15 protein-coding genes and 1 pseudogene are annotated in these 23,099 nt (G+C 38.8%); 13 read left to right on the top strand and 3 right to left on the bottom strand.

The features are described from left to right. Nucleotides 1-39 precede the first annotated feature (39 nt). The 8 genes from RMX89_RS18960 to RMX89_RS18925 all read left to right on the top strand — a co-directional run bounded on the left by RMX89_RS18960 (nt 40) and on the right by RMX89_RS18925 (nt 8,824). The gene (locus RMX89_RS18960) at nt 40-1,047 is read left to right on the top strand and encodes a glycosyltransferase family 2 protein (protein ID WP_322690020.1); all 1,008 of its coding nucleotides are present in this window, start codon (nt 40-42) and stop codon (nt 1,045-1,047) included. Between the two features lie 23 nt (nt 1,048-1,070). Continuing rightward, nucleotides 1,071-2,081, top strand: coding sequence for a glycosyltransferase family 2 protein (locus tag RMX89_RS18955; RefSeq protein ID WP_322690019.1), 1,011 nt, complete (start codon nt 1,071-1,073; stop codon nt 2,079-2,081). 158 nt (nt 2,082-2,239) lie between these two features. Continuing rightward, nucleotides 2,240-3,157 carry a glycosyltransferase family 2 protein gene (locus RMX89_RS18950; protein WP_322690018.1) on the top strand — a complete coding sequence of 306 codons (918 nt, stop codon included), beginning with the start codon at nt 2,240-2,242 and terminating at the stop codon, nt 3,155-3,157. Nucleotides 3,158-3,195: 38 nt separating this feature from the next. After that, nucleotides 3,196-4,458, top strand: a complete 1,263-nt coding sequence (locus RMX89_RS18945; protein WP_322690017.1) for a glycosyltransferase family 4 protein — start codon at nt 3,196-3,198, stop codon at nt 4,456-4,458. Nucleotides 4,459-4,638: 180 nt separating this feature from the next. Then, the gene (locus RMX89_RS18940) at nt 4,639-5,997 is read left to right on the top strand and encodes a hypothetical protein (protein ID WP_322690016.1); all 1,359 of its coding nucleotides are present in this window, start codon (nt 4,639-4,641) and stop codon (nt 5,995-5,997) included. Between the two features lies 1 nt (nt 5,998). Further along, entirely contained in the window at nt 5,999-6,763 is a 765-nt protein-coding gene (locus tag RMX89_RS18935; RefSeq protein WP_322690015.1) for a glycosyltransferase family 2 protein, read from the top strand. A gap of 256 nt (nt 6,764-7,019) precedes the next feature. Further along, nucleotides 7,020-7,688 (top strand): hypothetical protein, encoded by a 669-nt coding sequence (locus RMX89_RS18930; RefSeq protein WP_322690014.1) that lies wholly within the window; start codon nt 7,020-7,022, stop codon nt 7,686-7,688. A gap of 275 nt (nt 7,689-7,963) precedes the next feature. After that, complete coding sequence (locus RMX89_RS18925; protein WP_322690013.1) at nt 7,964-8,824, top strand: glycosyltransferase; 861 nt, start codon at nt 7,964-7,966, stop codon at nt 8,822-8,824. 282 nt (nt 8,825-9,106) lie between these two features. On the opposite strand, the gene RMX89_RS18920 is transcribed toward RMX89_RS18925, so the two are convergent. Then, entirely contained in the window at nt 9,107-10,231 is a 1,125-nt protein-coding gene (locus tag RMX89_RS18920; RefSeq protein WP_322683848.1) for a glycoside hydrolase family 2 TIM barrel-domain containing protein, read from the bottom strand. Between the two features lie 1,114 nt (nt 10,232-11,345). On the opposite strand from RMX89_RS18920, the pseudogene RMX89_RS18915 reads away from it, so the two are divergent. The 5 genes and pseudogenes from RMX89_RS18915 to RMX89_RS18895 all read left to right on the top strand — a co-directional run. Beyond that, nucleotides 11,346-14,645: pseudogene (locus tag RMX89_RS18915) on the top strand (phycobilisome rod-core linker polypeptide); the annotation flags it as partial. A 397-nt stretch (nt 14,646-15,042) separates the two neighbouring features. Beyond that, nucleotides 15,043-15,531, top strand: coding sequence for an allophycocyanin subunit alpha (apcA, locus tag RMX89_RS18910; protein ID WP_322672097.1), 489 nt, complete (start codon nt 15,043-15,045; stop codon nt 15,529-15,531). Between the two features lie 65 nt (nt 15,532-15,596). Beyond that, a complete protein-coding gene (apcB, locus tag RMX89_RS18905) occupies nt 15,597-16,085 on the top strand; it encodes an allophycocyanin subunit beta (RefSeq protein ID WP_104908010.1) in 489 nt (162 codons plus the stop codon). Between the two features lie 222 nt (nt 16,086-16,307). Beyond that, nucleotides 16,308-16,514 (top strand): phycobilisome linker polypeptide, encoded by a 207-nt coding sequence (locus RMX89_RS18900; protein ID WP_094349821.1) that lies wholly within the window; start codon nt 16,308-16,310, stop codon nt 16,512-16,514. Nucleotides 16,515-16,847: 333 nt separating this feature from the next. Beyond that, complete coding sequence (locus RMX89_RS18895; RefSeq protein ID WP_322690012.1) at nt 16,848-18,050, top strand: FtsW/RodA/SpoVE family cell cycle protein; 1,203 nt, start codon at nt 16,848-16,850, stop codon at nt 18,048-18,050. A 20-nt stretch (nt 18,051-18,070) separates the two neighbouring features. Here RMX89_RS18895 and RMX89_RS18890 read toward each other — a convergent pair whose 3' ends face one another. Further along, entirely contained in the window at nt 18,071-20,377 is a 2,307-nt protein-coding gene (locus RMX89_RS18890) for a hypothetical protein (RefSeq protein ID WP_322690011.1), read from the bottom strand. A gap of 13 nt (nt 20,378-20,390) precedes the next feature. Continuing rightward, entirely contained in the window at nt 20,391-22,625 is a 2,235-nt protein-coding gene (locus tag RMX89_RS18885) for a hypothetical protein (protein ID WP_322690010.1), read from the bottom strand. Nucleotides 22,626-23,099 lie beyond the last annotated feature (474 nt).

Here is a 23,099-nt window from a genome sequence, read left to right as displayed (position 1 = left end):
ACAAATTAACTGAACAAGTGAACTGACAAAAAGCCAATTATGATGAATGAGCTACACCCTTATCGAGCTGTTATTCAATCTGTGCCCGATAGCGAAACACGACCTTTATGGTCTGTTATGATTCCCACGTACAACTGTGCAAACTATCTGCGTGAAACACTGGCAAGTGTATTAGCCCAAGCCCCTGGAGCAGATGTTATGCAGATCGAAGTAGTTGATGACCACTCTACCAAGGATGATCCTGAAGCTGTTGTTAGAGAACTAGCAGGCGATCGCGTTAGTTTTTATCGCCAGCCAGAAAATGTAGGTCATATCAGAAACTTTAACACCTGTTTGCAGAGATCCCGTGGTCATTTAATTCATCTACTGCATGGTGATGACTGTGTACAAGACAGTTTTTATCAGAAAATGCAGCAATCCTTTGAGAAATACTCTGAAGTTAGAGCTGCCTTTTGTCGCTATATCGGTATGGACGAGCATGGGCACTGGTTATGGTTACCCCCATTACAGCAAATAAAAAGTGGAATTTTGGAAAATTGGCTAGAGCAAATTGCTGTAATAAATCACCTACAACCGCCGTCAATGGTTGTGCGCCGTGATGTGTACGAAAAGCTTGGGGGGTATGATAGTCGTTTATCCCAATTTGCAGAAGATTGGGAAATGTGGGTTAGAATTGCTGCACAGTACCAAGTGTGGTACGAAGTTGAGCCATTAGCAATTTATAGGATTCATTCATCATCTCTTACAGGATACTCTATACGTACTGGTCAAAATGTTAGAGATATACGCCAAGCTATAGAGATTATTCAGCCTTACTTGCCTAAATCAATTAGCAACAAGCTGTATATAAAAGCAAGAGAAAATTGGGCACTTTATGCAATTAGCGATATAACACCACGGTTATTTGCTATAGGTGATTTGACTGCTGCAATTACTCAAATTCAAGAAGCTTTAAGGTGCAGTTACTCACTAAAGGTAATTCAGGCATTAATTTTTGTGCTTCCTTGGCGCACAGGAAAAACTTGGTTGAAGAAGACAAGACCCTAAAAACAACATTACTAAATTAACGTATGATTAATAAACAATACCCCTACCGTACAATAATTTCACCAGTACCAGAGGGAACAACACATCCTGTTTGGTCAGTAATGATTCCCACCTACAACTGTGCAAACTATTTGTGTGAAACACTGACGAGTGTGTTATCACAAGACCCAGGATCGGAGATAATGCAAATAGAGGTGGTTGATGACCACTCCACCAAGGACGATCCTGAAGCTATTGTTAAAGAATTAGCAGGCGATCGCGTTAGTTTTTATCGCCAGCCAGAGAATGTTGGACATGTTAAGAACTTTACCACCTGCTTAGAGCGATCGCGTGGCAAACATCTTTTGCATGGTGATGATTGCGTTCGGGAAGGCTTTTATCGCAAGATGCAACAAACATTTGATACTCAGCCGGAAATAGGAGCCGCTTTTTGTCGTCACATCTTTATGGATGAGACAGGGCACTGGCGACACTTTTCTGAGATATTACAACCTCAAAGCGGCACAATTGATAATTGGTTGGAAAAGATTATAGTTAAACAATATATTCAAACTCCCTCTATTGTCGTTCGCCGACAAGTATATGAAAAGTTAGGTAGTTTTGATCGTCGGTTTTGTTTTTATTATGAAGACTGGGAAATGTGGGTGCGAATTGCCGCACAATACCCTGTATGGTACGAAGTTGAGCCACTAGCTATTTATCGGCTACATTCTGTATCTAATACTGGACAAACTGTGCGTACAGGCAAAAACATGCAAGAGGTACGCCGTGGATTGGAAATTGCACAGTCTTATTTGCCTGCTTATCTGCCACAATCAACAGTCGATCGCTTGATCGATGCCAATAAAAAACACTCGGCAATCTGTGCTCTCAGAACAGCCCAAAATATGCTGATGATTGGCGATCTACCTGCTGCGATCGCACAAATTCAGGAGGCGTTTAAATGCAGTATTTCACCAAAAGTTATGGCATATTTTATTTACTTTGCTACCCAAGCTGGATTGAAACGTTCGCTGTCATTTTATCGAAGTTAAATAAACTAAATAATACCAATTGCGGAAAGTAATCAGATAGTCACTCCAGTCATTAAAATCCTTCCAGACTTGTTTATTGTTTGGCGACTTTAAAACTTACGCACTGTACAAACGCATCATCTCTTGTATCAACTTTCAGGAAGAAAGGTATTGTCAAAATGCAAACTCCAGTTGCGTTCATCATTTTCAATCGCCCAGATAGAACCGCAAAAGTGTTTGAGGCTATTCGCCAAGCGCGTCCACCGATGCTCCTAGTTGCAGCGGATGGGCCTCGTGTAAATCGAGCTGGAGAGTCCGAAAAATGTGCTGAAACGCGATCGATAATCGATCGCGTTGACTGGCCCTGCGAAGTCTTAACCAATTATTCTGACATCAATATGGGGATGAAGCAGCGAGAAGCGACTGCTTTTTCTTGGGTATTTGACATCGTTGAAGAAGCTATTCTTTTGGAAGACGACTGTTTACCTCATCCGACATTTTTTCCCTATTGCGAAGAATTATTGAGGTATTACCGTCGTGATGAGCGGGTTATGACAATTTCTGGAGATAATACCCCCTTGGGCAATCCTAGAAATCGGCAGACTCAGGATAGCTATTACTTTTCAATTTATACCCGAACATGGGGATGGGCAACCTGGCGTAGGGCATGGCAACATTACGATCTAGAAATGAAAAAGTGGTCAACTATTCGTGACGAGGGTTGGCTGCAAGACATTCTCAGAGATTCCAGAGAAGTCCAATTTTGGCAAAACCAATTTCAATCTACCTATGATGGTTTTGATACTTGGGACTATCAATGGATGCTCTGTTCCTGGTTACAAAATGCCTTGAGCATTATCCCCACAGTTAATTTGATTAGCAATCTGGGATTCGATCTGGATGGAACCAATACAACAGATCGAGGCGATCCACGCTCCAATGTTCCGACACAAGCCGTGCAATTTCCATTACAACATCCGCCCTTCACGATCCCAGATCGCCAAGCCGATCGCTTCACAAGAGAACATGTTTATATGCCAAGTCTCTTGAAACGTGTCCAGAGAAAGCTCAGAAAAACATTCAAAAATTTCAAATAACTTGTCGATCTATTAATGTTTAACCATTGAATCTACTTATGCAAATTATTCATACTAGTTATTCTGATTTATCTGGAGGTGCTGCTCGTGCAGCTTACCGGATTCATCGTTGTTTGTTACAGGCAAAAATAGACTCTCGAATGCAAGTTTTGTCAAAAATTTCTGACGATCCAACAGTTAGAGGTAATTCATTAAAAATCGGAAGAATAACAACAGAAATTCGCACAGGTATTGGTTTATTAGCCAAAAAAACCATCAAAAGTTCCGATCCAACGCGTTATTCGGCTGGACTTCTTCCTTCTAATTGGGTAAAATCTTTCCATGCCTCTGATGCAGATGTGATAAATCTTCATTGGGTAGGTGCAGAGACTTTATCCATTAGTGAAATTGGTCAGATTCGTAAACCGATAGTGTGGACGTTTCACGATATGTGGGCATTTTGTGGAGCAGAGCACTATACAAACGATGGACTTAATGCTCGCTGGCGTGAGGGTTATCGAGCAGACAATCGTCCACAAGACGAGTCTGGTTTCGATTTAAATCGTTGGACTTGGGAACGCAAGCAACGTAACTGGAAATATCCTTTCCATATTGTGTGTCCTAGTAACTGGCTAGCAGATTGCGTTCGCAATAGTGCATTGATGGCAGATTGTCCCGTCTCAGTAATACCATATCCCTTAGATTTAGATAGCTTTCGCCCGATTGAAAAAACATTAGCACGACAGCTTTTGAATTTACCTCAACAGCGATCGTTAATTTTATTTGGTGCCTTGGGCGGAACTAACGATCCTCGCAAAGGTATTGATTTATTATTACAAGCTACCAGTTTTCTGGAAAATCAAAAGTCAAAATATATAGAAATTGAAATAGTAATTTTTGGACAGTCACGTCCGCCACAAGTTCCTAAATTGGGTTTCCCACTTCGATACACAGGACATCTTGCTGATGATATTTCTCTGGCTCTACTCTATTCTGCTGCTGATGTCTTTGTTGCACCTTCTAGACAAGATAACTTACCGAATACAGTTATTGAGGCAATAGCTTGTGGTACTCCTACTGTTGCTTTCAAAATTGGAGGAATGCCTGATTTAATTCAGCATAAAGTGTCAGGCTATTTGGCACAACCATACGAAGCAGAAGATTTAGCAACAGGAATTCAATGGGTTCTACAACAACAAAAGGAAAGTAATTCTCTTAGTTTAGCAGCCCGTCGTCATGCAGAATATATGTTTGACCCAGTTCGGATCGCACAGCAGTACGTTGCGGTTTATAAGGAAGCAATGAATATACAAAAAAAGTGAGTGAGTAACTATATAGGGCTTGTTGAAAAAGCCCCACTGTGGATTTAGAATTTACGCAGCTTGATAAATACTAGCTTCGTAACAGAGTCTCATCAAATTCGTTTAGCAACCTCCCAGAGAAAGTGTAAGGGTTTTGAGTCTATAGAGGTGATAATGTTCCACTTCTAATATCTAAAAATTATGCTTCTTAAATTTATCCCAGAAAAAAATAAAATTCATTCAATACATAAAGTTTTTTCTTTGTTTGGCAATTTAAAAAATTTTATTTTGATATTTGGTCTAGCTATTTGGGCTATTATTCCGTTATTAGGTGTAGTTTTTATACTTGTATATTGCCAAATTAACGTTTCCCAAAATAAAATAGTAGGAAGCCAAAAACGTATACTTAATATATTTCCAATCTTACTAGTTTTATTTACAATTACTACATATATAGCTAGCTTTGAGCCATTTCAAGATACAATTGTATATCTTGATATTTATTCTTCGCTTCAGAAAGAAACAGGGTTGACTATTCCAGATATCGAACTAGAACCAGTCTCTTTCATTTTGCCTAAATATTTGAGTGTATTAATAGGGCCTAGTCAACTGAGTTTTTTATTCCTTCAATCTTTGAGCATGAATACGGCTTTCACCGTTTTCTCTATGCTATTTATGCCCGATTTTTATCCATTAATTATATTAATTAATGTAACGACTCAAGGATACTATTTTCAACTCTTTTGGATGAGACAAATTTATTCATGGATATTTATAATACCTGCTATTTATGTTGATAATTTTGTGATTGCTTGTCTTTGTATATATGTCGGCTATTGGACACACAAATCTTCTTTAATGTATATTTTTGGCATATTACCTGGACTATTCAAGTATAAATTTATTAATGCATTAAATCCATTCAAATCCTTTTCTAAATATTTGAATAATAGATTTAGTATTATTATTTGTTTTGGAGCGATACTTTTATTTTCATCAGTAATAATGAAATCACTGCTAGATTTAACAATTTCATTATCATCTTTTGATAGTTCTGTATCTCAGAGAATCGATATTTATGGCGGTGGCGGTGATGACTACAGTTTTGGAGATAAAATTAAAAATCAAATACGTCCTATTCTTGATTATATTATTATCTCTATATTTATCTTGAGAACTGATATAAACAAAATAAATAGAGTATATAGCAAAACAAATAGAAGATATATAAGATGGATTACAACATTCTTTTTGCTTTTCTTACTTTATTTTGGGTCTTTGACATATGGATTTAATTTAAGAATTACCAGTATCTTTTTTTGCATCCCTGGTTTTTTTTATATTATCGCTCTCTCTTCAGACAAACTTAATGGTGCCTATAGCTATGATACTTTTATATTTATATTGGCAATTGTTTTCAGGATGATTTACTTTTTTGTTAGTATCACACTTCCTCAAAGCTACCTAACTTTTTGGAATGGTGAACCGCTAACTACACCAATCAGTGAATATTTTTACCTTTTTTATCAGTTTATATTAAACCTAATTTATCATAACTAATATGAATAATTGCCAAGTATCAATAGTGACGATATCCAAAAATAATTACCAAGGATTACAAAAAACCTTAGAATCAGTCAAAGAACAAGACTATAAAATAATAGAGCATATTGTTATTGACGGAGATTCTGCTGATGGAAGTAAAGCATTTTTAGATTCATATACCCATTCTAAAAATTATATTTATTTGTCAGAACTAGATAATGGGATATCTAGCGCATTTAATAAAGGTTTACAAAAAAGTAATGGGGATTTAATTTTCTTCTTAAACGCGGGAGATGTATTCTTTTCCAAAACAGTGATTTCTGAAGTTGTGCAAAGCTATATGCAACATAAATGGAAATGTGCTATTGGTGTCACCGTTACTACAAGTTTTGCTGGAGAAACCATATTTTATCGTCCGCCACAACTTTCATCGAAATTTCTAAAATACTTTATGTTTTTACCACACCAGGGATTTTTCTGTGAGACTTCTCTACATAAGAATTACAAATACAATGAATCTCTAAAAATTTCTATGGATTACGAGTTATTTCTACGAATGCTCAAAAATATAACAATCTTTTATTTACCTACAGTAATATCAATACGCGAACCTGGAGGTATTTCTAGCCAAACTCAAAAGAGAATTAGTGAACATTCACAAATACGTTTGATTTACGCTAATAAAATACATGAAAAATTGATAATTAGCATTTTAAATGCATTGATTCTACTTAAGAACTATCTCAAAATTGATTCACCTTTTGCATCAAAAAATGAATAAATCAAAGATTAAATTAGCGAATATCTACTAAAGTTTTAGCCATCTCAAATATTTTTTAAATAACCGCGTTTTTATCCATTTGTGAATTATGCATATAATATATCTTTTTAGACCGAAAAATCCCAGAGTGCATCATTGCTCAGAATCTTTTTACAAAGCAATGACACTAAATACTGATTCTGATATAACTAGTTATTCTGTAAAATACTTGTATTCCGTCACTTTCCGAGAGGTTTGGTCATTAATCAAACAGTTCGTGAGCATAAATAAGGAAGAAGAAATATCAGTATTTTTCTTTTTAATTCAGTTAGATTATTTAGTATTAGCTTTAATTTTAAAAACTATTAGTAAATTTTTAAATAAGAAATTAAAAGTTTTTTATTTAATGCATGAGCCTAAATTTGAAAAAGGAAGAATTAACCCTTTAAAAGCAGATATTGTATTTTTATATCATTTGATTTTTGGCTATATAGGAGATAAAATATTATTGCCTAGCAATGAGGCAGTTTTGAAAGCAAAAGACTTCATTAATAATGATAAGCTTTACAAGTTAAACTTATCATTTATTTCTATACCAGAAAATATTTTACAAAATAATTTAGCACAACTAAAGTATAGTTGGGATAAGGAAAAAACTTTTTTATTGTTAGGTCGAGCAGATAGAGATAAAAACCCTCAAGGATTTTTATCTCTAGCAAGTATAATTAACACAGATTACCCAAAACAAGCGAGATTTATTCGTGGTGGAAGTGAGAGGAACATACAAGTAAATTACGACGAAAAACTAATAATTAGATTTCCTGGCTTCATTTCAAATAGTGCTAAAAGTTTCCTACTTGGTTTAAGCCACTTTGTTGTGATTCCCTACTCATTCTCAACTCAAAGTGGTGTGGTGACAGAGGCTTTGAGTTATGGAAAGCTTTGAGTTATGGAAAGCTTTTAATTATTAATGATATTTCTACTTTCTCATATTTAAAAGGTCTAAGTTTTGTCTTTTTTACTGATTTTAATGACAAAAGCTCAATGTCAAAATGTATCCAGGATGTATTTAGTATGGACATAAATGATTATGAAACCCGCTATTGGGATGCAATAAGATACTTCCAAGAAAATCATTCAGAAGCTTATATTTCAAAAACCTTGCAAGAAATTTTATAAACATATTTTTGTTTTTGAAATATACAAAGGTGAAATACATCCATGTCGAATACAGTACCTACAGTTTCTAGCAACATACAAGCAAGCATTACAGTGGGTATTCCTTTTTACCAAGGTAGCAATATTGCACATCTTCGTGCTGCTATTGACTCTATCTTATGGCAAAGTGTACCAGCAAAGGAAATTCATTTAATTCAGGATGGTTTGGTTTCAAAAATTTTGGAGGAAACTGTTAATGAATATACTGCAACTTATCCTCATATAAAACACCTCTTAATTTCTCAAAACATGGGTTTAGCTCATGCACTTAATATCTCTATATTAAACTCTTCATCTACATACTACGCAAGAATGGACTCTGATGACATTGCACATCCAGAGCGATTAAGTAAACAAATAGATTTTTTAGAAAATAACTTAGATATTGACATCTTAGGTACTTGGGCTTATGTCTTTGAGGATGAATTTCCAAGAGAAAATTGCTCAATTAGGATAATGCCTGTATGTAATCAGGAGATACATGCACTGTTTCATTATCAAAATCCGTTGATACATCCATCTGTGATGTTTAGAAGTAGTGTTTTTGCTAAAACAGGACTTTATAACATGAAATTTCGTTCTGAATGTGATTTAGAATTGTGGGCAAGAGCATTGAAATTGAGAGTTGGTATTTCAAATTTATCTGAACCTTTACTTTATTATAGAAATACAGGCGTTATCAGTAGAAGGTCTGCGGCTTTAGGACAGCAAATTAAAGCACGATATCAATACAATACTCTTTCACTAAAATTAAATATTCTCAAAGTAATGTCTTTACTATTTCGCATTCTTCCCTATAAAATGCAAGTTTGGGGATACAAAAAATTTAAAAAACAGAGCAATTTTAATCAAAATGCTGGCTAATTTTTAGTTAAATAGAAATCTTAGATTTCTATTTAATTATATTTAAACTATAGATATTAATTACCATCATAAAAAGTGGTTTAATATCATATCTATTTAATCTCCGTAAAAAATATTTATCATACTGTATATCTAAGTGGGATAACGCAATTAAACATAAGATAGAGTTAACTATGCCACATAGCTCAAACTTCTTCATCCCCACTTCTCGGAGTTAAGAGATATGGGATAAGAAGTTTGAATAGTTTAGATGTCTTATATTTAGTTACTAAGCTTATTAACTTATCTTACTTGATACAACTTTACTTCATAAGGATTTAAACGAGTACTGAAACTTGCATTAGGAAATAGGTTATTAATAGTTTTTTCATTAAAAGTAATTATTTTACCAGCTAAATTCTGAGTTAGTTTTACTACGAAATTTATTTGACTCGAAGTGTGATTAACAGCTATGATTAAAGATTTTGTAGTATTAGGAATAGGAAATAATTTAACTTCTATATTTGGGTTGTTTACTTGTACTGGATTACTTAAATCTTCTCCTCTAACGATTGCAGGAATGTAATCTCGGAATTCTTTAATAGTAGGATACAAAACTGACTCATTCCAGGAAGGTGAAGAGAGATAGTGTATCCAAAATAGCAACCCATCAGCCCCTGTCAGGACTGATAAATAAAACATATAGCGAAATTCTAACTTTGTTGGTAATCGAAAATCGGTCTGATTTCCTTTATAAGCTTGTATTACGTTCCAAAACTTTTTGTTTTTAACATCAGCAAGGGAAATGACTTCGTAGAGTGCTTTTCGGTAAAATGATACCCATTGGAATTCTACAACTCCATATTTACAAGGATAACAATCCCACATCAGTATATCCATTGCATCGCTGTAAGGTTCAATTTTTTCTATTTTGGTAAAAACTAATGCCACTGGCTTTGATTTATCTTCTTCCTTAATAGCTTTGTATACCTTTTTTAACAAATTTGGAGAAATTGGTCTAGGTTTTTTTATTTCTGGTTCATCATAAAGATACCAAGCATAAACGGAAGGATGGTTTTTATAAGTACGAATAAAGTCTTTCACTCCAGAAATATTTTCTGATTCGATTAAAATACGAGGAATCTCAAGCAGGATTTTTATTGGTGTTTTTTTAGAAGCATCCAAAAATGCCTGGATTTTTGCTTTGCTCTCTTTTTCAACATAGGGCATTAATAAGTCAATTCCTTTAGAAGATGCTTTGATTGGTACATCAATATTATTGATATTGTCATACCAACCTAAGAAAAACGGTAAACTTCGTTTCCGATTAGTTAAATATTTTTTGGGATTTAAACTTACAAGTATGCTGCTAGTACTAGCTACTAAAAAACCAGGAATTAAAGCTATAAATTTACGTCGCGTTATCATTATCAAATATTAAATTTAAGAACAAGCTTAATTAAACATCACATTGATTGGTTTGGCAATATTTGGTATTATCTATGAATCATTGCAACTTATTCAAGGACATTTGAGTACCTACCTCATACCTTAGTAGCGATGTAAGCAAACGTTTGTCCGCGATAAAACTGGTCACGTCCACCTTTGGTGATATATGCTGGTTCTCTGAAAATCATTGGCAATATTTAGAATTATAAATATTTTGTAACAGTTTCACTGCGTTAGCATTTTTTGTAGTGAATTTGAAGCGATCGCTACCACTAACAGTTATGCTTTCTTTAGTCACTGTCCCTTTTTAAGAAGTAACATTAAAATAAAAGTATAAATTTATACATTTAATTTGGGTCGTAGTGGCGGGCTTCACTGTTGTATACCAGAGTTGGTATTTGAGGTCTAGTCTTTGCTCGGTTGATAACAGTGCTGATGTTTTCTCTGGAAACGCATTTGCCGAAGTGACAGCGAAAATAATTGCGATCGCAGATAGGGTAGCATTGAATCAATAGTTAAATTTACAACTTTTGTTCTTAGCATTTACCCTTAATCTTAATACTGACTATTTCCAGATTAAACTACCACAAATTAAGAATTATTTCCCCTATAGTGTCAGTTTTAACATGCTTTTACCAGTAGCAAAAACAACTTAACATCGACGAATAACCACTGTCTAGTGACTAAGTGCAACCTTTAATTAATGCATAGCTAATTCTTTGCGTGCCTCTGCGTTTCCCTCTGTGCCCCTACCCTGCAAAAAGGCGAAGTGCTTATGCGTTTAAATAAAAAAGAAATCAGCAGACAGTTCCCAACCTACTACTTAGTTACAAAACTTAGACTTAATCTCAGACAAACTGGAGTATACACTTTTAAGACTGGAGACATTTAAGATACAGGTTCTACATACTTCTTAATAAATCCGCCTTGAGAACGCAAAACGTTCTAATCTAAAAGCTAAGTGGGTTAATTTACTGGCAGTTTTGCAGGTAATACTTTCAAGCTTATAAAGCATAGACACGCCGATGTGTCAAGCCTCAAAACAATCCAGACTTAACATATAAACGCTTATAATGGGAGTTTTACAAATCCGATGAGTGTTAAGGCGAGTGGTGGAAGCTCGGTTGCGCGTCCGCAACTATATCAAACCCTACCTGTATCCACAATTACCCAAGCGGAGCAGCAAGACCGTTTCTTGGGAAATGGTGAACTAAATGAACTGGCAAGCTATTTTGCATCTGGTGCAAAGCGTCTAGAAATTTCTCAGACGTTGACGGACAATGCCGAGATTATTGTGTCTCGAGCTGCTAACCGGATTTTTGTTGGTGGTTCGCCAATGGCTTTTTTAGAAAAGCCCAGAGCAGTAGAAATAGTACCGGTTAGTGCTGTTAGCGGTGCTAATGTTCAACAAGGGATGCAACTGGGAACTGTAACCTACGTTGAAAGTCGTGGTGGGTTCCTAGAAAATTTACGATCAATATTTAACTCATCCCCCAGCGGCCCGACACCTCCAGGTTTCAGACCAATTAACATTGCTCGATATGGCCCAAGCAACATGGCCAAGAGCTTGCGGGATTTATCCTGGTTCTTGCGCTACGCTACTTATGCGATCGTTGCTGGCGATCCCAACATCATAGCGGTGAATACAAGGGGTTTGCGGGAAATCATTGAAAATGCCTGCTCTGGAGAAGCTACGCTAGTAGCTTTACAAGAAATCAAAGCTGGGGCACTTTCATTTTTCCGCAACGATGCTGAGGGTACAGAAATTGTGTCTCAGTACATGGATGTTTTGTTAACAGAATTCAAAGCAGCCACACCTTCAAATAAACTGCGCCAACGCCCTTCTAGCGACCAGCAAGGGTTAGAATTGCCGCAAATCTACTTCAATGCCTCAGAACGTCGTCCCAAGTTTGTGATGAAGACTGGGTTATCCAGTAGTGAAAAAAATGAGGTAGTTAAAGCGGCCTATCGACAAATCTTTGAGCGCGACATTACCCGTGCTTATAGTTTGTCCATATCTGACCTAGAATCCAAGGTGAAGAATGGCGACATCTCTATGAAAGAGTTTGTCCGTCGTTTAGCTAAATCTCCCCTTTACCAAAAACAGTTTTACCAGCCTTTTATTAACAGCCGAGTCATCGAACTAGCTTTCCGTCACATTCTCGGACGGGGCCCAAGTAGCCGAGAAGAAGTACAAAAATACTTCTCGATTATTTCTAACGGTGGTCTACCAGCTTTGGTAGATGCCTTAGTAGATTCTGCTGAATACGGCGACTATTTTGGTGAAGAAACAGTACCCTACCTGCGGGGTCTGGGTCAAGAAGCACAAGAATGTCGCAACTGGGGGCCGCAGCAAGACCTGTTTAACTACAGTGCGCCTTTCCGCAAGATACCTCAGTTCCTCACCACATTTGCGGCTTACGAGCAACCGCTACCAGATCAACATCCTTACGGTTCTGGTAACGACCCCTTGGAAATTCAGTTTGGGGCGATTTTCCCGAAAGAAACTCGCAACCCCAGTACCAGTCCGGCTCCTTTTAGCAAGGATACCAAACGCATCCTGATTCACCAAGGAGCAGGGATTAATAACCAAAATAGTAATCCCAGAGCGCGGGGTGAAGCTCCTGGTACCCTTGGTCCCAAGGTGTTCAAATTAGACCAACTGCCTGGTACTAGAGGTAAAAAGGCTCCCAAAAGTTCTAGTGTCAGATACTCCGAAAGCTCCACACAAGCAGTGATTAGAGCTGCTTACCTGCAAGTTTTTGGTCGCGATGTCTACGAAGGTCAGCGCCCAAAGGTATTAGAAATCAAGCTGGAAAATGGTGACATCTCGGTACGGGAATTTATCCGTGCTTTGGCTAAGTCGGATGTCTTCCGCAATCTATACTGGTCATCGCTGTATGTTTGTAAAGCGATCGAGTATATTCACCGCCGCTTGTTGGGTCGTCCGACTTATGGTCGTCAAGAAATCAACAAGTACTTTGATATTGCTTCTAAACAGGGCTTTTACGCGGTGGTTGATGCCATTATTAACAGCGTAGAATACAGCGAAGCCTTTGGTGAAGATACGATTCCTTACGAACGGTATCTGACTCCTGGTGGTGTAGCAGGGCGACAATTACGTGTTGGTAGCATTCGTGATGATATCGCAGCGAAAATCCAGAAGGAGGTAACACCAAGCTTTGTGACACTGGGTACAGTGACAGAAAAGCGGTCAGAACCAGATATTCAGTTCCGCATTAACCAAGGTGTTAGCAAGCAACGGGAACAAACCAAAATCTTCAAATTGGTGGCGAATACTACTGACAAGGTTGCAGTCAAAACTTTGATCAGCGCTGCCTATCGTCAGATTTTTGAGCGGGATATTGCACCATACATCGCCAAAAACGAATTTACCAAATGGGAAAGCAAGCTGGGGAATGGCGAAATTAGCGTGAAGGAATTTATTGAAGGTTTGGGTTATTCTAACCTCTACCTGAAAGAGTTCTACACACCTTACCCCAACACCAAAGTGATTGAGTTAGGAACCAAACACTTCTTGGGACGTGCGCCACTAGACCAAGCAGAAATCCGCAAGTATAACCAAATTTTGGCTACTCAAGGTATTCGTGCCTTTATTGGTGCTTTGGTAGATAGTGTGGAATATAACCAGGTGTTTGGTGAAGATACGGTTCCTTACCGCCGCTTCCCGACCCTGCCAGCGGCAAACTTCCCGAATACAGAGAAGCTTTACAACCAGCTGACTAAGCAAAACGATGACGTGGTTGTACCCAGCTTTAAGCCAGTACAAGCCCGTGTCGGAGTTAGTAACGATACACCGCTTTTGGCACAGGCGATCGCAGATATCGCAGCCCAAACAAATGGTCAGCCATCCTTTGCTGAACTGGGCCGTTCCTACAATGATGCTAGCGGACAATCCGTGGAACAAGGTGTGCGTAAACATGCGCGCATTTACCGTCTAACAGAAAACACCAACCAAGACGAAAAACAACAGGCAATCAATGCCATTTATCGTCAAGTATTGGATGTATTTAGCGGTGAAGTGCCCGATAATTTCCGTCGCACTGACCTAGATAGCAAACTCCAAAATGGTGAAATTTCCGTGCGGGAGTTTGTGCGTGAACTAGCTAGTTCCCAAATCTATCGCCAGCGCTTCTTATCACCTTATCCTCATACCAAGGTCATTGAGTTCCTCTTCCGTCATCTGTTGGGGCGTACACCCGCAACTCAGGAAGAAATTGGCCAATATAACAAGCTGCTAGTCGATAGTGGTTTGTCAGCCGCTGTAGAAGCAATAGTCGAAAGTCCAGAATATAACCGCTACTTCGGTGAAGATGTTGTGCCTTACAACCGCTTCCCATCTCTGCCAGCAGGTAACTACCTCGGCAGTGTTGCGGTTGATTAAGAAGTAGGGAATAGGGAATAGGGAATAGGGTACAGATTATTTACTGTTCCCTGTCCCCTGTAACCTTTCCCCTGTCCCCTTCTTAACCTTTCGTAATACCGCTCTCAGATTGCAGTTAAAACAGTAAATTCTGAAAAGCAATATTACAAAGTATTAAGAGCAGTCATAAATGCTCAACAGAATGCCGGAAAATGTTTTGCGGAAGGTAACTGAGTTTGAAAGCTTGTGTACTTGTGTTGACTCAAGCAAACTCGTAATTTATTAGCCGTAGCAGTTGTAAAATTGTTGTGTCTAAAAGAATGAGAAAACAAACTCAGTAAACCAAACTCAAAGTCGCACCAGTTTAATCAAATCCTGGTTTCATTAGTATTGGAGGAATCCATTAATGAGTATCGTCACGAAAGCTATCGTGAATGCTGATGCAGAAGCTCGCTACCTCAGCCCTGGTGAGTTAGATCGGATCAAGTCCTTTGTTACAAGTGGTGAGCGCCGGGTGCGGATTGCTCAAGTTTTATCAGAAAATCGCGAACGGCTCGTTAAGCAAGCTGGCGATCAACTGTTCCAAAAGCGTCCTGATGTTGTGTCTCCTGGTGGTAACGCTTACGGTCAAGAATTGACTGCTACTTGCCTGCGTGACCTAGATTATTACCTCCGCCTCGTTACCTACGGTATCGTTGCTGGTGATGTCACCCCCATCGAAGAAATTGGTGTTATTGGTGCCCGTGAACTGTACAAGTCCTTGGGAACTCCTATCGATGGTGTTGCTGAAGGTATCCGTGGGCTGAAGAATGGCTCTGCGTCACTGCTCTCTGGTGATGACGCTAGTGAAGCTGCTGGCTACTTCGACTACCTAGTTGGTGCCCTTCTAGGATAGGGTAAAGCTGTTTACCTACTTAAACAGAAGTATTGCAATACGGTTGGAAATAAGGAATTAACAACATGGCTCAAGACGCAATTACCGCTGTCATTAACTCCGCAGACGTTCAAGGCAAATACCTTGACTCTTCTGCTTTAGAAAAGCTAAAAGGCTACTTCTCTACTGGCGAACTACGGGTACGTGCTGCTAGCACCATCAGCGCTAACGCTGCTGCGATCGTCAAAGAAGCTGTAGCAAAATCTTTGCTATACTCTGACATCACCCGTCCCGGCGGCAACATGTACACCACCCGCCGCTATGCTGCTTGCATCCGTGATTTGGATTATTACCTCCGCTACGCTACCTACGCTATGTTGGCTGGCGATCCTTCCATCCTAGACGAGCGTGTGCTCAATGGCTTGAAGGAAACCTACAACTCCTTGGGCGTTCCTGTCGGTGCTACCGTGCAAGCTATCCAAGCAATCAAAGAAGTAACCGCCAGCTTGGTAGGTTCTGATGCTGGTAAGGAAATGGGCGTTTACTTAGACTATATCTCCTCTGGCTTAAGCTAAGAACTAGTTTGCGCTTAAGAATTTAGGTGCGGCTTTATTAAGGTCTGGAAATCAGCCGTGAGTGCTAGAACGTTATATTGCTTATCTTGGTAAATTATCAGTGATGAGTGTTGGTGGTCTAGTATTGATGTTTGATTTCCAGCCTTTGAATGATTAAAAGATTTGCACTCAAGATTTTGAGATAAAAAAGTTTTCGCAAAGTATACAGGAGATTTTCAAAATATGTCCCGTTTGTTTAAAATTACTGCTCTAGTTCCTAGCCAAACCCGAATTCGTACGCAACGCGAACTGCAAAATACTTACTTCACTAAGCTAGTTCCTTATGAAAACTGGTTCCGCGAACAGCAACGCATTCAAAAAGCAGGCGGCACAATCATCAAGGTGGAACTAGCAACTGGTAAGCAAGGCGCTAATACTGGCTTGTCGTAATTCTGTAAATAGAATATTATTTTAGGAAATTGGTAAGAGGTCGAGAAAGACCTCTTTTTTGTTGAGAATTGATACTACAAAAAACTTTTAGAACACTTTCAGTCAATTTTCGAGCGATCGCTTTTAACTATAGAAAACTGAGCTTTGAGTATAAAATACTACTTAGCTTTTACAGTGTAGAAATGGCAATTTGTCAGAAATTATTGAACTAGTGGTGTATTGAAGTTAACAACTCTAATATTTATGGTTGTAAAGCCTACTTATGAGTTATAAGTTATGATTTATGAGTTTTATTTTTAACTCCTAATTTCTAAGTTTTTACCTGTACCGATCGTGAATCTACGCCACCTGATTCCAATTTTTGATAGTTCAGTTTCCAACTGGGCATTAGAAGCGCGATTGTTGCGCTGGTTAACCTTGATTTGGCTGTTCGTCGGCTTGATCATGCTATTTTCAGCATCATATCCTGTCGCTGATGCCCGTCAGAATGATGGTTTGTATTACTTTAAACGTCAATTGCTTTGGGTCTTAGTTTCCTTAATTGGATTCAATATTATTGTTAATTCGCCGTTGCAGAAAATTTTGGGACTATCCCATTGGTTTTTGTTGCTGTTTTTAGGGTTAATTTTTGTCACACTGATCCCAGGATTGGGAAAAAAAGCTTTTGATGCAGCGCGTTGGATTGCGATCGGGCCAATTCCGATTCAACCCTCAGAATTAATTAAACCCTTTTTGGTGTTGCAAAGTGCGCGGCTTTTTGGTCAATGGGAACGAATTAGTTGGCGGGTTCGCTTCGCTTGGTTGGGCGTTTTTGGTTTGGTACTTTTAGGAATTCTTGCCCAGCCTAACTTGAGTACAACGGCACTTTGCGGCATGACTATCTGGCTAATTGCTTTAGCAGCTGGCTTACCTTACAAGTACCTGGGAGGAACAGCAATTGGTGGAGTAATGTTGGCGCTACTCAGTATTAGTATTAAAGAGTATCAGCGTAAGCGGGTAATGTCATTCCTCAATCCTTGGGCGGATGCTACAGGAGATGGCTACCAGTTGGTGCAAAGTCTACTAGCTGTGGGTTCTGGTAAAACTTGGGGAGCTGGATATGGGCTTTCTCAACAAAAACTGTTTTATTTACCAATTCAAGATACCGATTTTATTTTTGCGGTGTTCGCTGAAGAGTTTGGCTTTGTTGGCAGTATGGTGTTGTTGGTACTTTTAGCTACATTCGCTACTCTCGGATTAGTTGTGGCACTGAAGGCTAAAAATATAGTACATAGATTAGTAGCGATCGGTGTGACGACTTTGATGGTAGGACAATCATTGCTCCACATCGGTGTTGCTACAGGTTCTCTACCGACTACTGGCTTACCTTTACCGATGTTTAGTTATGGTGGTAATTCTATGATTGCCAGTTTAATAGCTGCTGGGTTGTTGATTCGGGTAGCACGTGAGAGTAGTGAAGCTGAGGTAGTACCGTTGCGAAAACCTCAGCTTGAAAATGGGCGCAGACGCCGAGCTTTTCATAAAACCAGGAATTGAGCTAGCAAATGCCCAAAAAGTTACCTCTGAGGTAAGGGAGTCTTAAATGGACTATTGCTAGGTGGCAGAGTAGGTGGAATTGGGTTAAAGCTAGGTATAGGAGTAGGCACTACTTTTTTGAGGACTGTGATTGCAAATCCTCTTTGCTGGGGTTGTTGCTTACCAGATATATCATTGACTAGCAGCCCGATTTGAGCGGGGAAGGCTTGATTTACTAAAAACTTCGTTGAACCAACTGCTGGAACGTCATTGCCGTATGGTATAAGTTTAACCTGAATATTTTCTCCCTCTACTCTCCAACTCAGAATAGCAGATGTTCCTTCATTGAGAACCAAATTTGGTTGCTCGCTACCGTTAATTTTGAAATAGACAATTTTAAATGGTTTAGGTAATATTGGAATTTTTGATTCAGCTTTTTTAGAACTAATTTTGTCGCTTCCATTGTTAGAAACAGCTTTGATTTCAAATGCAAAACTTCCCACTTTATTTGCTAATAAAGGAATATTTTTACATTGCAGTTGTTGATTTTGTTGTATACATAGTTTTTTAATTTTAGGGTCTGTAATATTGCCTTGATTAAATTTGTAAGTAACTGGTTCACCATAAGATGTACCATCATCTGCATTGCCAACAACCTGTAGTTGTGACAGCAATAATGGACGTGCAATTGTCCAACTAAAAAGAATATTTTCACCTTTTGTGTACTGTGGCTTATCTAGCTGAAAATTAACTACTGATGCAATTGGTTTTTCTGCAATTTCTACTTGGGTAGTTTGCGCTACTACTTGGTTAGTTTGAGAAAATATTTGTATACCATTGTGATAAAAGGCTTGTAATTCAAAAGTGTAATTGCCTTTTGTTTTTACTCCAGTTTTGACGTTGCTACAAATTAATTCTTGTTTATTTTGTACCTGACAAGGAGGGATTTCATTAGCACTTCCTTTACCCAGTGTTTCAGGAATGCCATTGCTAAAGTCATAAGTAATCGGCTGAATAGGTTGGGAACCTTTAGCCGTCAAAACTAACTTTTTTAACTGTTTATATTGATGAATTTCCCAATTTAAAGCTACCTCATCACCTTCAGTAATTTGAGAGTCATTTGCACTAAAATTTTCTAATCTCAAAGGATCGGGGTTTAAAATTCGCCAAATGATAAATCCTATCCCTCCCAATAACCCCAAAATTGCCAAAACTAACAGAAGAAATTGCCACCAAGGGCGGGGTTTCCATACCAAAGTTCCTTGAGGCAGTGTGTTCGGTAGGGGTAAATTTTGTTGATCTTTGATGTTGAGTTGAAAGTTGATCGCTAGCCCTGCACCAAACCACGGTCGTCGCCACCAAGGTTTGGGTTTGACCGTCAAATTAGCCACAGCACTTCTATTAGGTAATAATCTGACTTCAGTGGGATCGAATTTGTAAGTATAGAGTTCTTCTTCGTCTCGACTTTTTAAGTTTAATATCAGTTCGCGGACAATATTGCCCTGGTTAGCTAGTGATAATTCGTACTTACCAAGACTACGGCTAACTTGTCCCAAGATGGTATTAAGTTGTATATCTAAGCGATAATTTGTCGGAATTTGGATATACACCAAATCCAACAGTACTAAATCTGGAGAGTTTTCTGAATACAAGCGGATTGTCGGCGAATAGCTTCCAGCAAGGGTATCTCCAGGTGGGTGAAATTTCAACAATATTTGACCTTGCGTACCAGGATTGAGTTCTAATGCAGTCACGTCAGACACTAATCCTGGCCCCTCAAATCCAGTCGCAGGATAATTAATTGTGAACCAGTCATCGTCTAAATCTGGACAACTCAAGCGGAATCTGTCTACGAGATAAGAGCGATTGTCAACTATTACCTCCACTTGCAAAGGCTCACTAGGATTGAAAATTAACGGTTTGTTGGGGTTGGTGTTAGGTCTGATGGAAAATGTTGGGTCGTTCACCCGAATTGCAGTCTGTTCTTTTAGCAGAACCTTAATTTGGTTTGCGAAAGTTATGGGAGTATCTTGGGGATAATGTAGAGGAGAATCTACGACTAGTGTATAGTCATAGGTTCCTGGGAGAGCATTTGCGGCGATTTGAAACTCAAATCTGACTTCGTCGCTATTTTGCCCTGGAGCTAACGCTAAACTTTCTCTAGGAGAACTAGACCAGCCGGTTAAATTTTGAAATACTTCATCAAAAACAAAATATAAGTCAATAACCGCACTTTGATTTCCCTGATTGATTACAACAATATAAAGTTCAATGGTATCTCCTGGCATCCCAAATTGAATTCCAGGTGGGTTGATAATAACTTGCAGTGGATTGAATTTAGCTTGCATGTCATTGATTCCCTTATTTGATGCGGTGTAATTTGACCTGAAAATCTTCACCACCACTCACAATCATGGTTCCTTGATTGGTTTTCAAGTCGATACTATTGATTTTTTTAGAGCTTTGGTAAATTGTTTTACCTTCTGCTGCTCTTGTTTTGTCAAGCTTATGTTCGGGAGTTAAGTACCAAACTACGACTCGTCCATCATCGCCACCACTTACTAAGAGACTCCCATCGTCACTAAATGCTAGAGTCCGCACAGATGTTTTTGATGCTGACCAACGGTCTAGTTGCAAACAATTAAGTTCATTTACTTTTTCTAGCGGATTCGGATTTTTGATAGTTTGACACTGATTTAAATCCCAAATGGTAATAAAACCCGCAGAATCAGAAGTTGCGAGGATTTTTCCTGTTGAGTCAGGAACAAAAGCTAATCCCCAAATATAATCTTCAGGCCCAACTAATGGGTCTAGTTTTTCTAGATTTTGCACCGATAAAGTTGGGGATTGTTTATCAGATTGAGTTTGATTCCACTGCCACAATATAAAACGCTTAAAGTTCCCAGCAATTACTAGAGTTTTTGCATCTGGGCTGAGATTTAATGCCCGGACTTGGAAACCTGAGAGTTTCAATCTACTTTGTACGTCAATAACTTGCGGTTCTGGCAGAAAATCGCTGTTAGGCGCTGGTCTTGACCATAGTCTGACTTTACCACTGCCATACCCACTGAATAAGTTAAGTGAGTTTGAGGTGAAAGCTAGGTCAAAAACGCGATCGCCTTTTGCTTTAGGATCTTTAAGGTCTTGAAGTTGGCTAATCTTTGTACCTGATGGGACATCTCTAAGTTCAATTACACCATTATCTAAACCAACAGCAGCGCGATTATTTTGTAAAGGCATGAAGCGCAAGACTTCTACAGCGTCATCGGTAATCGCCATCAAGCCTTTAGGCTGTTGTGCTTGGTCGCAAGCAAGGGGTTGTCCAGCATATCTTACAGTATCATCGGGGTCTAAACTATCAGCACCAATTCTCCAAAATCTTAAGGTGCAATCATCTGAGCCACTGACCACAGATAAACCAATGCCACTAAAGCGCACTGAGTTGACAGAACGGGTATGCATTACACCTTTTGGTTGCAAGATTAATGCGAGGAGTGCGGCTAATAGTGCGATCGCAGCCAATTGTAGCCATAAAGGTATAATTGGCAGAGTCTCTACTTCTAATGTCTGCGTGGCTGGGTCTGTACTGCCTAAACGTTGATCGGATAATTCCGATTTAGCCTCTAATAATAGAGTTTTGCCGATTCCAATCCAAGGACGTTTTGTTTTAACATCGAGAATGACTTTACTTGTCTCTCCTAGATGCAGATTAGCAGTTTCGGGAAGCTTTTTAAAACTACATTTTCGCCAGTCTCTACCCTGCACTTGTACATTAATTTCCTGGTTGAGATTGCTAGCGTTTTTAAATAGTAATTCAAAGGAAGCTGTATCAGATTTCCAGTCAGGCAACCATGCCGATTTATTGGGGATTTTCAGGTGTTTTTCGGTGGTAGTAAAGTCTATAAAACCCACTGGCAAAACTTCAATATTGCCTTCAGCATTAGTTGGATAACCATTATTGCTAACAGCTTCAATAGTAAAAGGATAATTTTGACTGGGCGCTTGCACTACAGAAGGAGGTTGGCATTGGAATGTAGCTTCTGCTAAACCACCTGGATCTAAGGGTAATCGGCGTTCTGCACTGCCAGCTAGCCAAGACGGCTCGACGCCTGTAAAACGCAGCATTACCTCAGTTGGTTGTTGCCCCAAGTTCCGTACCCGTACTGGTATATCGACAGAATTGCGAGGATAAACTTGGAACTCTCGTACAGGTAATTCTACACTTAAATGTGTTGGTCTGTTGTCTCGCTCGATTTTCAGGCGTAGCACAAGTCTGGACTGTTGTGCTAATTGCGGTGAAAAAATGTTTACCATCAGGTTAACAGTACCAACAAATCCCGGCATGGGTGTATTGAATACGAAAACTTGGAAGATGGTACTACTGCCCGGTGGCTTGGCTGCCGCTACCTCTGGTTCAAGTCTATACCAGCGATATCCTGTGTTGCGGATTTCACCCGCCGCAGTAATTTCTATCTGAAAATTGACGAAGCGATCGCTGTCATTATTGACAGTTACCTCAAATGATACAGGAGTATCACCTGGACGAAAGGTTAGGTTCTGAGTAGAAAGGCTGGCATTAATAACACTTTTTTCCATGTTATTACTTATAATATTTTTTTATATTCTGCATGACTAGCACTATTAAAAAATTAATGTCTCGTGAAAACGTGACAATAGCTTTTTTCCTTTGATTATTGAAATTTATATACTATTAAATATTGTGTAATAAATTGACCAATTTATAAAAGTCATTTTCAAAGGCGATCGCTAATACATATACAGCAGAATTCAGAATTCAGGAGTAATATCATGTCCGCATAATTAGTTATGCTAACCACAGTCATTACACCCCACCCCCAACCCCTCCCCGCAAGCGGGGAGGGGAGACAAGGCGTAGCTTTGGCGGGGTGGGGTTCTTCGGGTTTAATAAGCAATCAAGCGGACATGATATAAAACACGCTTTATACCTGGGTAACAGATTTAGCTTGCTTGTGTACCTCACCAACTTGAAATCTGCTGTATCCCTCTTCTGTCACTTTCCGACATAAGCAAGTAGTAAATAACTGAAAT

Origin of the sequence: Nostoc sp. DedSLP04, assembly GCF_034530775.1 — a bacterium.
GTDB lineage: Bacteria > Cyanobacteriota > Cyanobacteriia > Cyanobacteriales > Nostocaceae > Nostoc.
This window is presented reverse-complemented; position numbering and strand designations above follow the sequence as displayed.

Excerpts from the sequence above, each read along its gene's own strand:
- RMX89_RS18885 (WP_322690010.1), bottom strand. The coding sequence starts at position 22,625 with ATGGAAAAAAGTGTTATTAATGCCAGCCTTTCTACTCAGAACCTAACC.
- RMX89_RS18950 (WP_322690018.1), top strand. The coding sequence starts at position 2,240 with ATGCAAACTCCAGTTGCGTTCATCATTTTCAATCGCCCAGATAGAACC.
- RMX89_RS18945 (WP_322690017.1), top strand. The coding sequence starts at position 3,196 with ATGCAAATTATTCATACTAGTTATTCTGATTTATCTGGAGGTGCTGCT.
- RMX89_RS18900 (WP_094349821.1), top strand. The coding sequence starts at position 16,308 with ATGTCCCGTTTGTTTAAAATTACTGCTCTAGTTCCTAGCCAAACCCGA.
- RMX89_RS18890 (WP_322690011.1), bottom strand. The coding sequence starts at position 20,377 with ATGCAAGCTAAATTCAATCCACTGCAAGTTATTATCAACCCACCTGGA.
- RMX89_RS18925 (WP_322690013.1), top strand. The coding sequence starts at position 7,964 with ATGTCGAATACAGTACCTACAGTTTCTAGCAACATACAAGCAAGCATT.
- RMX89_RS18920 (WP_322683848.1), bottom strand. The coding sequence starts at position 10,231 with ATGATAACGCGACGTAAATTTATAGCTTTAATTCCTGGTTTTTTAGTA.
- apcA (WP_322672097.1), top strand. The coding sequence starts at position 15,043 with ATGAGTATCGTCACGAAAGCTATCGTGAATGCTGATGCAGAAGCTCGC.
- RMX89_RS18955 (WP_322690019.1), top strand. The coding sequence starts at position 1,071 with ATGATTAATAAACAATACCCCTACCGTACAATAATTTCACCAGTACCA.
- apcB (WP_104908010.1), top strand. The coding sequence starts at position 15,597 with ATGGCTCAAGACGCAATTACCGCTGTCATTAACTCCGCAGACGTTCAA.
- RMX89_RS18960 (WP_322690020.1), top strand. The coding sequence starts at position 40 with ATGATGAATGAGCTACACCCTTATCGAGCTGTTATTCAATCTGTGCCC.
- RMX89_RS18935 (WP_322690015.1), top strand. The coding sequence starts at position 5,999 with ATGAATAATTGCCAAGTATCAATAGTGACGATATCCAAAAATAATTAC.
- RMX89_RS18940 (WP_322690016.1), top strand. The coding sequence starts at position 4,639 with ATGCTTCTTAAATTTATCCCAGAAAAAAATAAAATTCATTCAATACAT.